The sequence below is a fragment of the Micromonospora sp. DT44 genome, from assembly GCF_049841635.1.
Taxonomy (GTDB): domain Bacteria; phylum Actinomycetota; class Actinomycetes; order Mycobacteriales; family Micromonosporaceae; genus Micromonospora.
The window spans coordinates 33517-46677 of sequence record NZ_JBNCKS010000006.1 but is presented as its reverse complement, the minus strand read 5'-3'; the positions used below and the strand labels follow the sequence as shown (position 1 = coordinate 46677).

Genomic DNA, 13161 nt, shown 5'->3' with positions numbered 1-13161 from the left:
CGGAGAGGCGGAAGACGTATGGCGACCCCGACCAGCGACGGGACGTACACCTTCGACAACGGCGCACCGGACGCGGTACCGCAGATGCGGGCGCTGGAGTCCTTCCTGGACCCGATCACGATGCGCCGCCTGGCCCGTCCGGTCCTGCGCCTCGGGTCGACCTGCTGGGAGGTCGGGGCCGGTGGCGGCTCGATGGCCCGGCGGATCGCCCGCGCGGTCGGCGGGGACGGCAGCGTGCTGGCCACCGACATCGACCCCACGCACCTCGTGGCCGACGGCAACCTGCGCGTACGCCGCCACGACGTGCGCGCCGATCCCCCGCCCGGGGACGCGTTCGACCTGATCCACGCCCGCCTAGTGCTGCTGCACCTGCCCGAGCGCCGGCGGGTCCTGCGTACCCTCGCCGCAGCGCTGACCCCCGGCGGCTGGCTGGTCGTCGAGGAGTTCGACTGCACCATGCCGGTACGGGTGCTGACCGCGCCGAGCGACGACGCGGCGAAGCTGTTCGCGCAGGTGATGGACACCATGATGGGGGTGCTCCAGGACCACGGCGCCGACCTGGGGTGGGCGCAGGACGTGCACACCGAGATGACCCTCGCCGGCCTGGCCGACGTCGACACCGTCACCCACTCGCAGAGCTGGGCCGGCGGATCTTCCGGCACGTCGCTCTACGAGACGAACTCCCGCCAGTTGGAGCCGGACCTGCTGGCGGCAGGCCTGTCACCGCAGCAGCTCACCGCCTTCCGTCGACTGGTCCGCGACCCCGCGTTCGCCGTCATGAGTTACCACTTCGTCTCCACCCGAGGCCGCCTCGATGCCACCCCCCACACCCCCTAAACCGTCCTAGGACACCACCCTCCTCCGCGCACCCCGCCGGCCCCGCCTCGTCGATCATGAAGTTATTGCCCTGACACGCCGGCCGGGCGGGCAATAACTTCATGATCGACGGGCGGGGTGGCCCGGTGGGGGCGTTTCGGGGGGTGTTTGTCGGGCTGGAGGGCGGGAACCGTGCCGGATGCGGATCGGTTACAAGCTGGCCTCGGAGGGTTTCGGGCCGCAGGAGATCATCCGCCAGGCCGTCCGGGCCGAGGAGGCCGGTTTCGACTTCGTCGAGATGAGCGACCACTACCACCCCTGGCTGGAGGCGCAGGGCCACTCGTCCTTCACGTGGAGCGTCCTGGGCGCGATCGCGGCGCGAACCACCACGCTGCGCCTCGCCACCGGCGTCACCTGCCCGACGGTGCGCTACCACCCGGCGATCATCGCGCAGGCGGCGGCCACCATGGGACTGATCTCCGATGGACGGTTCACCCACGGCGTCGGGGCCGGTGAACGGCTCAACGAACACGTGGTGGGACAGGGCTTCCCTAGCGTACGGGGACGGCACGAACGGCTGCGCGAGGCGCTGGAGATCATCCGACTGCTCTGGCAGGGCGGCTACCAGTCGTACGAGGGGCGGCACCTGCACCTGGAGGACGCCCAGGTCTTCGACCTGCCGGACACCCCGCCCGTGATCGCCGTCGCGGCCAGCGGGGAGGCGTCGGCCCGGCTCGCCGCCGAACTGGGCGACGGACTGTTCGCCACCGATCCGGACGCCTCGGTCGTCGAGCACTACCGGCGCGCCGGCGGATCGGGCCCCCGCTACGCCGAGGTGCCGCTGGCCTGGGCCACCGACGAACAACAGGCGGTACGGGCGGTGTTGCAGAAGAGCCGGTGGATGGTCACCGGGTGGAAGGTGATGAGCGAGCTGCCGAACCCGGTGAACTTCGACGCGGCGAGCGCGCACGTCGAGGAGAAGCACGTCCGGGCGCTGTTCGCCGTCGGCCCCGACCCCGAGGCGCACGTGGCGAAGGTCCGGTCGTACGTCGACGCCGGATTCGACCACATCGTGCTGCAGAACGCCGGTCCGGACCCCGACGGCTTCCTCGAATTCTTCGCCACCGACCTGTCCGGGCGGCTGCGCGCGCCGAGCTGACCGGCCGCACCCGCGCACGAGCACGGAGCACGCCCGCCCGGACGGCTGTCCGGGCGGGCGTCTGCGCTCAGGATGGAGGACGGGTCGAACTCAGCGGAAGCAGTGCGCGATCGGTACGGCGCTGCCCTCGCAGTTGGTCGGCTCGTTCTCGACGACCACGCTCTCGTCGTCGATCTTGACCTGGGCGTGCTCGGCGAAGATGCCGCCCGGCCTCACCGTGGCCGCATTGTGGGTGACCTTGCTCGTGTAGAGCGCCACCGCGCCCGCGGTGGCGTAGATGCCGCCACCCTTGGACGTCGCGCCGACCGCCTCGTTGCCGGTCACATCGCTGCCGCGCACGAGCAGGTTGGACTTCTCGGTGTAGATGCCGGCCCCGATGCCGTGCGTGGTGTTGCCGGCCACCACGCTGTCGTCGAGGGGCAGCAGCCCCTTGACAGTCGAGATGCCGCCGCCGTTGACGGTGGAGGTGTTGCCGCGGATGGTCATCTTGCGCATCACCAGCACCGCGTCGGAGTTTGCGGCGCCGCCGCCGACCTGCGCGGTGTTGTTCAGCAACTCGGTGTCGTACACCTTGGTCCGGGCCGAGAAGCTGGCCAGGCCGCCGCCCTGCCCGGCGCTGTTCTGCGCGAAGCTGGTGCTCTCCACGTCGGCCGCGCCCCGGTAGTTGCCGAGCCCGCCGCCGTAGCCGTTGGCGCTGTTGTGCTGGAACTCCGAGCGCTTGAGCGTCAACACTCCGCCGTTGAGCAGGCCCCCGCCCTTGCCCGCGGCGCCGGAGGCGCTGTTGCCGATGAACGTGGAGTCGGTGACCACCATGTTGCCGTCGTTGAAGATCCCACCGCCGCCGCCCTCGGGCGACAGCGACGTGCTCTGGGTGACGGTGACCCGTTCCACCACGGCCGTCGCGCCGTGCACGACGTGCACGCTGCCGCCCTCGATCGCCGAGCGGCCGTTGTGCAGCTCCACATCGCGCAGGGTCAGCTCGCCGCCGTCGCGGACGGTGAAGAACCGGAACGCCTCGGCCTGGGCATCGCGGGCGATCGTCGCGCCGGCGCCGTCGATGGTGATGGGCTGGTAGATCACCGGCAGGCCGGACGTGTCGTCGGCCGGGTTGTGCGGCGGAGCGTCGGCGTCCCCGGGGGTCTCCGCCGCGTCGGCCTGCTCCCGGGCGTCGCGGATGCCGCCGTCGTACTGGTCGGTCTCGTGGAACGCCTCGGTCAGCGTGTACCGGCACCGGGGCGCGAGCCGCAGCTCGGCGCCGCCCTCCGCGTTGGCCGCCACCAACGCGGCCACCAGCTTCGCCGCGTCGCAGGGCACCTCGACCACGCCGTGCTTGCCGGTGCCCGGCGTCTGCGGCCGGGCCCGCTCGGCGTCGTCCCCGCCGCGCTCGGGGGTGGACCGCTCGCCGGAGCGCCGGTCGTCGTCGCGGTCGGCGGCGGTCAACCGGCCCAGGACTCCGAGGGAGAGGTCACGGTCGGCGGCGGCGGCGACGCCGGCCACCCCGGCCGCGCCCACCACCAGGCTCCCGGCCAGGAGCCCGCCGGCTAAGAACCATCGGGACCGCCGTCGAGGTCGAGCTGGGCGGTCTCCTGGTCGGTACGTGGACATCCGGTTCCTGCCTTCCTGCGTACGTGCCATGACCGCGCCCCATTCGGGCGCGGGGGCCGGACGTGCCGCCGACCACCAAAGGTCACGATATGACCGTAATACGGACAGGGAGGTGTGAACGTGAATAACGCTGCCATTCATCTTTTTCGGTACCAGACAGCGCGCGTCCTCAGCCGCCGACGTGGATGCCGGGGCGGCGCAGCGGATCCGGCTCGGTACGGCGGATGATCTCCCGCACCACCGGCGGGGTGTCCCCTCGGCCGAGGATCAGGTACCGCAGCAGGTGCGCGATCGGGCTGCCCTCGGACCACTCGAAGTGCGCGTGTGGGCGTACCCCGGTCGCGTCGCGCAGCGCCAGCAGGATCGCGGCGATGGCGTTCGGCGCGGCCGGACTGCTGGCCCGCAGCACCCGGAAGCCGCCCACCTCCACCCCGTGCACCCGCAGCACCTGGCTGAACCCCGACGGGTCCACCACGTCGATCTCCAGGAACAGCACGTCGGAGGCGCCGGGCACCGGGTTCATGCCGCGCTGCGCCCGCTCCTTGAGCGTGTACTCCTTCAGGGACCCGCCCTGGCGCTTGTTCGCGATCAGGTGCAACTGACCGTCGTGGGCGAGCGACTCGGTGATGAACCGTCGGGCCGCCTCGTCGAACTCGATCCGTTCGGCGCGCAGCTCGGTGGTCCGGGTGACCCGGGAGACCAGGGACACCGCGATGATGCCGAGGATGAACAGCGCCGAGATGGTGATCCCGTCCGGCTTCTCGATGACGTTCTCCACCAACGCGTACAGCAGCACCAGCGTCAGCACGGTGAAGCCGATGGCGCCGGCGCGTTGGCGGTGCCGGACCGCGGCGATGGTCACCGCCACCGCGCCGGACACCATCATCGCCAGGATGCCGGTGGCGTACGCGCCGGCCTGGGCGTTGACGTCGGCGCGGAAGGCGACCGTGATGGCGACGCTGACGATGGTGTAGACGATCACCACCGGACGTACGGCACGAGCCCACTCCGGGGCCATGCCGTACGAGGGCAGATAGCGGGGCACGATGTTGATCAGCCCGGCCATCGCCGACGCGCCGGCGAACCAGAGGATGAGCACACTGCTCAGGTCGTAGACGGTGCCGAACCCCTCACCGAGGTACGTGTGCGCCAGGTACGCCAGCGCCCGTCCGTTCGCCGCCCCACCCGGCCGGAACTCGGCGGCCGGGACGAGCGCGGTGGTCACGAACGTCGTCGAGATGAGGTACACCGACATGATCAGCGCGGCGGTGGTGAGCAACCGCCGGGTGTTCCGGATCCGGGCGGCGAGCCGGGCCGGCCGGTCCGGCCCGTCGGCCGCCACCAGGGGCATCATGCTGACTCCGGTCTCGAAGCCGGACAGCCCCAGCACCAGCAGCGGAAAGGCCAACACGGCGGTGAGCAGCACGTCGGCGGGTCCGCCGCCGCTCGCGGTCAGCGCCGCCGTCCAGTTCGACACGATGGTGGGATCGCCGACGATCCGGGCCACCGCCACCACCACGATCACCGCGTTGAGCACGAGGAACACGGCCACCAACGGGATGGCGACCACCACCGCCTCACGGAAGCCCAGCAGGAACACCCCGCCGAGGACGAGCAGCAACGCCACGGTGACCAGCACCGGCACCGCCGGGCCGTGCAGGGCGTCCGGCAGGTACGGGTTCTCCAGCAGGTGCACGGTGGCGTCGGCCGAGGACAGGGTGATCGTGATGATCCACGAGGTGGCCACGAACCCGAGCAGCACGAGCACGAAGATCTTGCCCCGCCAGAACGGCAACAGTCGCTCCAGCATCGCCACCGAACCCTGCCCGTGCGGGCTCTCCTGGGCGACCCGGCGGTACATGGGCAACATGCCGAACAGCGTCAGCGCGACGATCAGCAGGGTCGCCAGCGGCGACAACGCGCCGGCGGCCACCGCCGCGATGCCCGGCAGGTACGACAGGGTGGAGAAGTAGTCCACGCCGGTCAGGCACATCACCTGCCACCAGGCGTGCCGGCGGTTCTGCCCCTCGCTCGTCTCCGGGCCCGGCGGCTGCACCTGGTGCTCGAAGAGCCACCGCCGCAGCGGACTGGCCGGCGGCGTCGAGCGGACCGGGCTGTCCACCCGTTCCGGCACCACGACACCCGGCCGACCGCCCGGGTGCGGGCGGGCCGGGTCGCGGGCCGCGCGCAGGGCCGGGTCGGGCCCGGTCGGCGTGTGGCGTCGTCCGCCCCAGCGTCGCGGTCTCGCCCGGTGCTCGTCAGCCATCGCCCGTCCCACCCTCGCAGGTTCTGATCCGACCGTAGGTGCCAGCCCACGGCCCGAGCGGCCGAACGGGACAGCTAGATGGGCTGCTCAGGGCAGGTCCGGTCCGCCGAGCAGCCGAGCCAGGGCGGCCGGGTCGGCGACGGTGACCGTCGCCGCCGGGTGCCGGGGCCAGCCCACGGGCGACAGGGCCGGCACCGGTACGCCGAAGCGCACGCAGACCCCTGCCTGCGCGCTGCTGCCGAAACTCACGCCGCCGTCGGCCAGCGACAGGCGCGGGCCGATCACCCGCCACCACCGGTACGGCCCGCCGACCTCGGCGCCGAGCACGTTGTCCCGGCCGGTCCGCAGCCGCCACGGCCCGTACCGGATCTCCAGGTCCCGGTCGTCGACGGCGACCCAGGCCGTCGCCGGGCGGACCCCCACCAGCGCCAGTGCCGGGCGGAACCCCGCGTCGAGGCGGAACGGAAACCGGGTCGGTACGTCGGTCATCGGGCACCCGGCCGGGCCGCCGGCCGCGAGACCGGGCCGCCCGGGCGCAGCGGACCGGGCCGCGCGGGACGAGGTCGGGCAGCGGGACGACGCCGGGCCAGGACGGTCATGGCGCGGGCGTACCCGGAACTCATCGGTCGACACCCCCGGATTCGCCGCGCCCGCCGCTCCCCCGTCGCCGGCCGGCACCCCCCGGGCCGGCCGACGACGGCGGACGGTCGACACCCCCCGGGCCGACCGGCCGACTACCCGGCCGCCGCCGACGGGTGCCGGCGGACCGCGCGGGTAGGTGGAGCGGGCGGGCGGTTGCGCCCCCGCGCTCCGCCGCCCCCACGGGCGGAGCGCGGGGACCCCCCGTCCCGGCTACTGCAGGAACGCCCCGAGGGGCGAGAGCAGCAACCGTCCAAGCGCAGCGGCGTTGTCGTCCAGCCGCAGACGCTCGCACTCTCGGGCGTCCGGATCGTGCCGGCACCGCCAGATCTTCTGCGCGTTGCGCCACGCGACATCGCGGGTGTACTCGACCAGTTCCCCCTGGTACCAGTCGTCGATGTCGCCGTTGAGCATGTCGATGAGCAGCTGCCACCGCTCCAGGTAGCCCCGGCGCAGACCGGGGATCTTGTCGGCGAAGATGTTGTTGATCTCGAGGTAGTCGTGGTGCTGGTCGCTTCCGTCGACCGGCTCCGACTCAAGGTGGTCGAACGTCGTCACCAACGCGAACGGCAGGTCGAAGTTGATGTGCGCGTTCACACCGGCCGCCGCCGACGGCAACGGGCGGGCGTCGGGCCCCCGCATCCGCGAGAACAGACACGACCACGCCTTGGGCGTGCCCGGGCTGGAGTCGGTCCAGAGCCGCAGAGCGTCGAAGTAGCGGGCCGCGAACTCGACGTCCAGGCGGGAGAGGAAGGCCGGGTCGACGAAACGGTCGTCGTACAGGCCGTCCAGCACACTGCTGGTGATCGTCAGGTACAACCTGTTGAAGTCGGCGAGCGGGCAGCTCGCCTCCAACGGAGGCAACCGCACCAGCAGGTCCTGGAGCTTCGTGAGATGGTCGACCACCGCCGGCACGTCCGCCGGGTGATCGGCGAGCAGGTCGACGATGTCCCGGTGCACGGGCCCCCAGACGGGTTCGGTCATCTCTCCTCCATGATGGTCGTTGCGCCTGCGCGACGCCGTCGACGGGGCACAGCCTCTCAGCCGGCAACCGCCGCCGGGATCAGTAGAACGACGTATCCCCGGCGCACACGGGCGCCGGGGATACGTAGGGGTGTGGTCAGCCGCGCGCGTTACGCAGGTGGATCGCGCTGGCCTGCACGCGGGTGCGGACCTGCAGTTTGTCGAAGATATGCGACACGTGCACACCGATAGTCCGCTCGCTGATGAACAGCCGCTGCCCGATCTCCCGGTTGGTCAGCCCCTCGGCGACGAGCGCGAGCACCTCCCGCTCCCGCGAGGTGAGAGTCGCCAACTCGTCGTCGGCCGGCTCGACCGAGCCGGCGGCGTCGGCGCTGTCCCGCTCGGCAAGGGACACCCGGGCCCGCCCGGCCAGCTCCCGGATCTCCGAGGTCAGCGGCACCGCGCCCAACGCCTGCGCCACCTCGTACGCCTCCCGGAGCAACTTGCCCGCGGTGGCCACCCGGCTCCGTCGGGCCAACAGGGCCTCGGCCTGGCGCAGCCGCGAGTACGCCGCCGGGTAGGGGTGGTTACGCCGGTCCCACTCGGCGACCGAGGCGGCCCACAGCTCCGGGTCGCTGCCGTCGAGGCGGCTCACCTCGGCGGCGCACAGCGCCAGGAAGCCGTCCACCACCGACCGCACCGGTCGGGCCGCGGAGGCGCTCTTGCGCGCCACCCGCTCGGTTACGTCCCGCAACCGGCGTACCGCCGTCGGGTCCACCTCGACGGTACGGCTGGCGTGCGCCTCCGCCTCGGCGCGCAACCCGTGCCAGACCAGCGCGGACAGGATCGTCACGTCGTCCGAGCGGCTCTCGGTGAGGCCACGCTGCACGGCCTGGCGCGCCACGTCGTGCCGGCCCTCCCACATAGACAGTCCGGCGCGCAGCGTGAGCAGCGGGATGACGTGTCGGGCACCGCCCCCGGCCAGCACGGTCGCCACCGCGTCGAGGTCCCGGTCGGCGGCCGCGATGTCGCCGTAGCCCACCGACAGCCGGCACCGGGCCAGCAGCAGCTCGACGGCGTCCGCCCCGGACGGTCGGTGCCGCAGGGCGGCCGCCAACACCTTCTCCGCCTCGGCCCACTGCCCCACCCGGAAAAGCCCGTTGGTGGCGATGGCCAACAGGCGGGTCTCATAGGTACGCCCGAGGCCCAGCTCGGCCACCCGCTCGGCGCCCCGACGGGCCACCACGACACCCTCTTCGAGGATGTTCAGCGGCCCGGTCAACAACTCCGCCAGGTGCAGGTACGCGCAGGCCACGTCCTCCGGCTGGCCGGAGCGCTCGGCGGTCTCCAGGGCCTGACGCACGACGGCCAGCCCGGCCTCCGGGTCCTCCAGGTACGCGTCGCTGAAGCCGAGCGCCGAGCTGGCGAGCACCACCTCGGTGGTGGACCCCTCCACCTCGGCGGCCAACGCCAGCGCCTCCCGCGCGCGCCGGCCCGCGTCGGCGTACCGGCCCAGGTGCAGCAGCAGTTCGGCGAGCCGCGCGGCGGCGGTCGCCCGTTCCCGTGGCGAGCAGTCCGCCGCGTCGAGGGCCCGCTCGTACTCCTTCTCGGCGAGGGCGGAGCGGCCCGCGGCGGCGAGGTATCGCGCCCGGCGGATGTGCAGCGCGCAGCTCGGCGCGCCACCCCGCACCGCGGCCAGCTCCTCCAGCAACGCCAAGGCGCGGGCGTGCTCACCGCAGTGGTGGGCCGCCTCGGCCGCGTTACCGAGCAGCTCGACCCGGTCCACCTCCGGCGAGGCGGAGTCGCCGGCCAACTGCAACGCGACCGTCCAGTGGCGGTGCGCCTCGGCGTAACCGTGCAGCCGCTCGGCCTCCTGCGCGGCGCCCACCGCGGCGGGCAACGCCCGGGCCGGCTCGCCGGCCAGCCGCCAGTGATGCGCCAACCGGGCCTGCCGCAGCTCGCCCGGCGCCGCGGTGAGCGCCTCGGCGTAGCGGCGGTGCAGCCCGGATCGTTCGGCGGGCAGCAGCTCGTGCGCCAGCACCTCGGCAACGAGTCGGTGCCGCAGCCGGTAGCCGTCGTCGGCGCTGACCAGCAACCGGTGCGCGACCGCGGCCCGCGCGGCCTCGATCAACTCGCCGTCGGGCAGGTGCAGCACCTCGGCCAGCAACCAGTGCTGCACGGGCTCGACGCCGGCCGCCACGGCATGCACCACGGCGTGCGCGTGCTGCGGCAACGCGTCGACCCGGTCGAGGAAGATCTCGCGCAGCGTCTCGGACAGCCCGTCCCGCCCGTCCCGCAGGTCGCGGGCCAGCTCCTCGATGACGAACGGGTTGCCGCCGCTGCGCTGCCAGACCTGCTCGGCCGCCTCGACGGGAAGCGGCCGGCCCACCACCGCGGCGGCGAGCTGCTCGGTGTCGGCGCGGTCCAGCGGGGACAGGTCGAGCACCCGTACCGTCCGTAGCCGGCGCAACTCGGTCAGCACGCGACGCAGCGGGTGCGCGCCCTGCAACGATTCGGCGCGTACCGCCGCCAACACCGAGAGTTGCAGGTCGCCCAGACCGGCCAACAGGTACAGCAGGAGCTGCCGGGTGCTGCGGTCGACCCACTGCAGGTCGTCGAGGATCAGCACCAGCGGTCGTCCCTCGGCGATCAGGTGCAGACCCCGCGAGACGCGTTCCAGCAGGGTGCCCGCGCCCTCCGGGCCGCCGGTCTCGTCGGCGAACACCTGCAACAGCCCACGTACGGCCGAGGAGGTGCGCGCCTGTGCGGCGGTCAGGTCGGCGTCGAAACGCCGCAGCGCCTGGAGCAACGGGTGCAGTGGGGAGGCGTCGCCGATGTCCAGGCAACTGCCGGTCAACACCAACGCGCCCGCCGCACGCAGTCGGACGCCGACCTCGCCGAGGATCCGGGTCTTGCCCACACCGCTCTCGCCGGTAAGGAAGACCGCGGCCGTCTGTCCCTGTGCCACGTCACCGAGAAGCGCCGACCGAACCGTCTGTACCAGCTCGGCCCGGCCCACGAGCGGTGCGGTGTCCACATCGCTGGCCATGGCACGCAGCCTAATCACAGGCCCCCCGACCGTTCTACGGCCATCTGCCGCTTGTGGTACTCCTCGCGTCGACATTGCGACTAAAGGTTGCGGGTGGCCGACATACGTCGTTCTGCCGATCCCCAGTCAGCCCAGGGATGCCAATCTCCGAGGGTCACAGCCCATCACCTGGGAGGGTCGGGTGCGTCACCCATGATCACCATCGTCGCCGACACACAGCGGACCGACCGCCCACACTGGCCGGTGCCCGAGGAACGACGGACGGTCAGCGTCCTCTTCGTCGACATCGTCGGCTCCACCGCGCTTGTTGACCAGCTCGACCCCGAGGACGTCCGTGCCCTGCAACGGGCCTACTTCGAACGGGTCGCCGGGGTGCTGCGCCGCTGGCACGGCGTGGTGGAGAAGTACGTCGGCGACGCGGTGATGGCGCTGTTCGGGGCACGGCACTCCGACGGCTTCGACGCGTACCGGGCGGTTCGGGCCGGGCTGGAGATCCAGGCCGCGGTGGACCGCCGTCCCATCCTCGGCGACATCACCCTGCGGGTGCGCGTCGGCATCGCCACCGGCGAGGTGGTGGTCGACCTGGGCGACGCGGTCAGCGGTGGTCACGGCGTGGCCAGCGGCGCGGTGATCACCACCGCTGCCCGCCTACAGGGGTACGCGGCACCCGGCGGTGTCGCGTTGTGCGCGGTCACCGCGCGGGCCACCGCCGGCCTCATCGCCCAGCGTCAACTCGCGCCGATGCCGGTGGCCGGCCGGTTGGCGCCGATGCCCGTGTGGCACGCCAGCGGTCCCGCCCGTCCCGGCGCCGACCGGCACGACGGCCCACTCATCGGGCGTCGCCGCGAACTGGCCGGCATCGGCGAGCAGGTGAGCGAGGCCCTGCGGACGCGCGAACCGCGCTGGATCTCCCTCGTCGGCCCGAGCGGCAGCGGCCGTAGCCGGTTGCTGCACGAGCTGAGCCGGACGCTGCACACGGTGGACGGGCTGCCGGTGCGCTGGTGCGTGGTGGGCTGCCCGCCGTACCCCGATCAGGTGCTCGCGCCGGTCGCCGAGCTGGTCCGCGTCCTGGCCGGCACCCGCCCCGGCGACGGCCCGGCGGCGGTCCGCGAACGCCTGACCGACGCCCTGACGCCGCTGTACCCGCCCGACCGCGTCGCGGCGGCGGTGCCGGCGCTGCACCGGCTGCTGACCACCCCGGACGCCTCGGCCGAGGCGTTCGCCGCCGCGGCGATCTGCCGCGATGCCCTCCTGCGGCTGGCCGCCCATCGGCCGCTGGTCGTGGCGGTGGACGATGTGGACCGTGCCGCGCCGGCCGTGAGTCGCTTCCTGCACGACCTGTTCACCGCGGCCACGGTGCGTGGCGTGCCGCTGGCCGTGCTCACCGTGCACCAGCCGCAGTGGGCCGACACCCGGCCGGGCCCCGCCCGACGGGTGCCGATCCGTCCGTTGGCCGCCGTCCAGTCCGGCCGCCTCCTGCGCCACCTGCTGACCCGCGCCGGGCAGCCGGTGGCCCTGGTCGACCGGCTGCTGCCGCTGGTCGGGGGCCGGCCCGGGCACGCCGCCGCATACGTCACCTCGATCGCGGCGGGCGCGGACCCGACGACGCTGCCCGAGCCGGTACGTCGCAGCACCGGCGCCGAGCTGGACCGGCTCGGCGGTGAGGGCCGGGCGGTGCTGATGGCCGCCGGCACCCTCACGGGCATGCTCTCCGGCCCGGCCGTCGACCGGGCACTCGGTTGGCGGCCGGGGCGGTCCGCTCCCCTGCTGCGCGCCCTCGTCTCCGCCGGACTGCTGCGCGACGACCGCGCCCGGGGATACGCGTTCGTCGCGCCGGCGCTGCGTCAGGTCGCCGCCGAGCGTCTTCCCCACGCCCTGCGCGCCGTGCTCACCCGGCGGGCCGCCGAGAATCCGGTATCCGACACCGTCCGCGAACTCGCGGCGCTGCCGTCCGCCGGTCAGCAGCGGCGCGCAACCAACGCGCCGGGGCCGACGCCCGACCGCGCGCCGAATCTCCGACCGCTTCCCACCGCCCCGGAGGCCCGCACGCCCGCCGCGCCGACGCGCCCGGACGACCGCGCGCCGATCCGCCGCCGACTACGCGCGATCACGGCGGACGTGCCGCCGGCCGGGACGAGCCGCCGTGGTGCCCCGTGGCAGGCGGGTGTCGCGTCGCTGACCGTAGCCCCTGGGGCGCCTACCCCCGTCGGCCGCGCCCGGACGCCGCTGCGCCCCAGCCGCGCCCAGGCCGGATTCCGATTACCGGTGACGCCCCCGCTGCGCGACCTGGCCGCCGCGGCCTGACGGCGGCGACCCGGGCACGGGCGGCGTGGCGGCTGCCGCGCTACGGCACGGAGGCAGACGCCAACAGCGCGGCGGTGGGCAGGGCGAGCAGACCGTCCGACCCCCGGTAGGCGGCGGTCAGGTCGTCGTAGGCGGCCCGGATGCGAGCTATCACGGCCGGCGGCTGGGCCTCCATCAACAGCCCCGGACCGCTGATGCCGTTCGCCGGCCCGCTCCACCAGGCCTCGGGGTCGGTGCGGTGCACCCAGGTGATCGTCTCGCAGCGCACGTCGACGAGGCTCGAGCAGCCGCGTGCCGACGCCCACGGTCGCGGCGTCCAGCAGCGCGACGGCGGGATGCGCGCACAGCAGTGCGAAACTG

General features: G+C 73.4%; 9 protein-coding genes. 3 read left to right on the top strand and 6 right to left on the bottom strand.

Annotated features, from left to right (window positions below):
• Window positions 1–18: 18 nt before the first annotated feature.
• Window positions 19–837: a class I SAM-dependent methyltransferase gene (locus ACLQ25_RS05085; protein WP_425729544.1), complete on the top strand. Its 819-nt coding sequence runs from the start codon at window positions 19–21 to the stop codon at window positions 835–837.
• A 178-nt stretch (window positions 838–1015) separates the two neighbouring features.
• Window positions 1016–1975: a TIGR03557 family F420-dependent LLM class oxidoreductase gene (locus ACLQ25_RS05080; protein ID WP_425729542.1), complete on the top strand. Its 960-nt coding sequence runs from the start codon at window positions 1016–1018 to the stop codon at window positions 1973–1975.
• A gap of 90 nt (window positions 1976–2065) precedes the next feature.
• Here ACLQ25_RS05080 and ACLQ25_RS05075 read toward each other — a convergent pair whose 3' ends face one another.
• The 5 genes from ACLQ25_RS05075 to ACLQ25_RS05055 form a co-directional block, all read right to left on the bottom strand.
• Window positions 2066–3580 carry a hypothetical protein gene (locus tag ACLQ25_RS05075; protein ID WP_425729540.1) on the bottom strand — a complete coding sequence of 505 codons (1515 nt, stop codon included), beginning with the start codon at window positions 3578–3580 and terminating at the stop codon, window positions 2066–2068.
• Between the two features lie 169 nt (window positions 3581–3749).
• A complete protein-coding gene (locus tag ACLQ25_RS05070; RefSeq protein ID WP_425729538.1) occupies window positions 3750–5846 on the bottom strand; it encodes an amino acid transporter in 2097 nt (698 codons plus the stop codon).
• Between the two features lie 87 nt (window positions 5847–5933).
• A complete protein-coding gene (locus tag ACLQ25_RS05065; RefSeq protein WP_425729536.1) occupies window positions 5934–6335 on the bottom strand; it encodes a hypothetical protein in 402 nt (133 codons plus the stop codon).
• Window positions 6336–6698: 363 nt separating this feature from the next.
• Window positions 6699–7469 (bottom strand): DUF5995 family protein, encoded by a 771-nt coding sequence (locus ACLQ25_RS05060; RefSeq protein WP_425729534.1) that lies wholly within the window; start codon window positions 7467–7469, stop codon window positions 6699–6701.
• A 136-nt stretch (window positions 7470–7605) separates the two neighbouring features.
• Window positions 7606–10497, bottom strand: a complete 2892-nt coding sequence (locus ACLQ25_RS05055; RefSeq protein ID WP_425729532.1) for a helix-turn-helix transcriptional regulator — start codon at window positions 10495–10497, stop codon at window positions 7606–7608.
• 192 nt (window positions 10498–10689) lie between these two features.
• Here ACLQ25_RS05055 and ACLQ25_RS05050 point away from each other — a divergent pair, with 192 nt between their 5' ends.
• A complete protein-coding gene (locus ACLQ25_RS05050; protein WP_425729530.1) occupies window positions 10690–12801 on the top strand; it encodes an AAA family ATPase in 2112 nt (703 codons plus the stop codon).
• A gap of 40 nt (window positions 12802–12841) precedes the next feature.
• Here the strand turns inward: ACLQ25_RS05050 and ACLQ25_RS05045 are convergent, their stop codons facing one another.
• The gene (locus ACLQ25_RS05045; RefSeq protein ID WP_425729528.1) at window positions 12842–13069 is read right to left on the bottom strand and encodes a hypothetical protein; all 228 of its coding nucleotides are present in this window, start codon (window positions 13067–13069) and stop codon (window positions 12842–12844) included.
• Window positions 13070–13161: the final 92 nt, after the last annotated feature.

Bases quoted from the DNA above. Each gene is read 5' to 3' on its own strand.
- ACLQ25_RS05055 (WP_425729532.1), bottom strand. From the start codon at position 10,497: ATGGCCAGCGATGTGGACACCGCACCGCTCGTGGGCCGGGCCGAGCTG.
- ACLQ25_RS05070 (WP_425729538.1), bottom strand. From the start codon at position 5,846: ATGGCTGACGAGCACCGGGCGAGACCGCGACGCTGGGGCGGACGACGC.
- ACLQ25_RS05060 (WP_425729534.1), bottom strand. From the start codon at position 7,469: ATGACCGAACCCGTCTGGGGGCCCGTGCACCGGGACATCGTCGACCTG.
- ACLQ25_RS05050 (WP_425729530.1), top strand. From the start codon at position 10,690: ATGATCACCATCGTCGCCGACACACAGCGGACCGACCGCCCACACTGG.
- ACLQ25_RS05065 (WP_425729536.1), bottom strand. From the start codon at position 6,335: ATGACCGACGTACCGACCCGGTTTCCGTTCCGCCTCGACGCGGGGTTC.
- ACLQ25_RS05085 (WP_425729544.1), top strand. From the start codon at position 19: ATGGCGACCCCGACCAGCGACGGGACGTACACCTTCGACAACGGCGCA.
- ACLQ25_RS05075 (WP_425729540.1), bottom strand. From the start codon at position 3,580: ATGTCCACGTACCGACCAGGAGACCGCCCAGCTCGACCTCGACGGCGG.
- ACLQ25_RS05080 (WP_425729542.1), top strand. From the start codon at position 1,016: ATGCGGATCGGTTACAAGCTGGCCTCGGAGGGTTTCGGGCCGCAGGAG.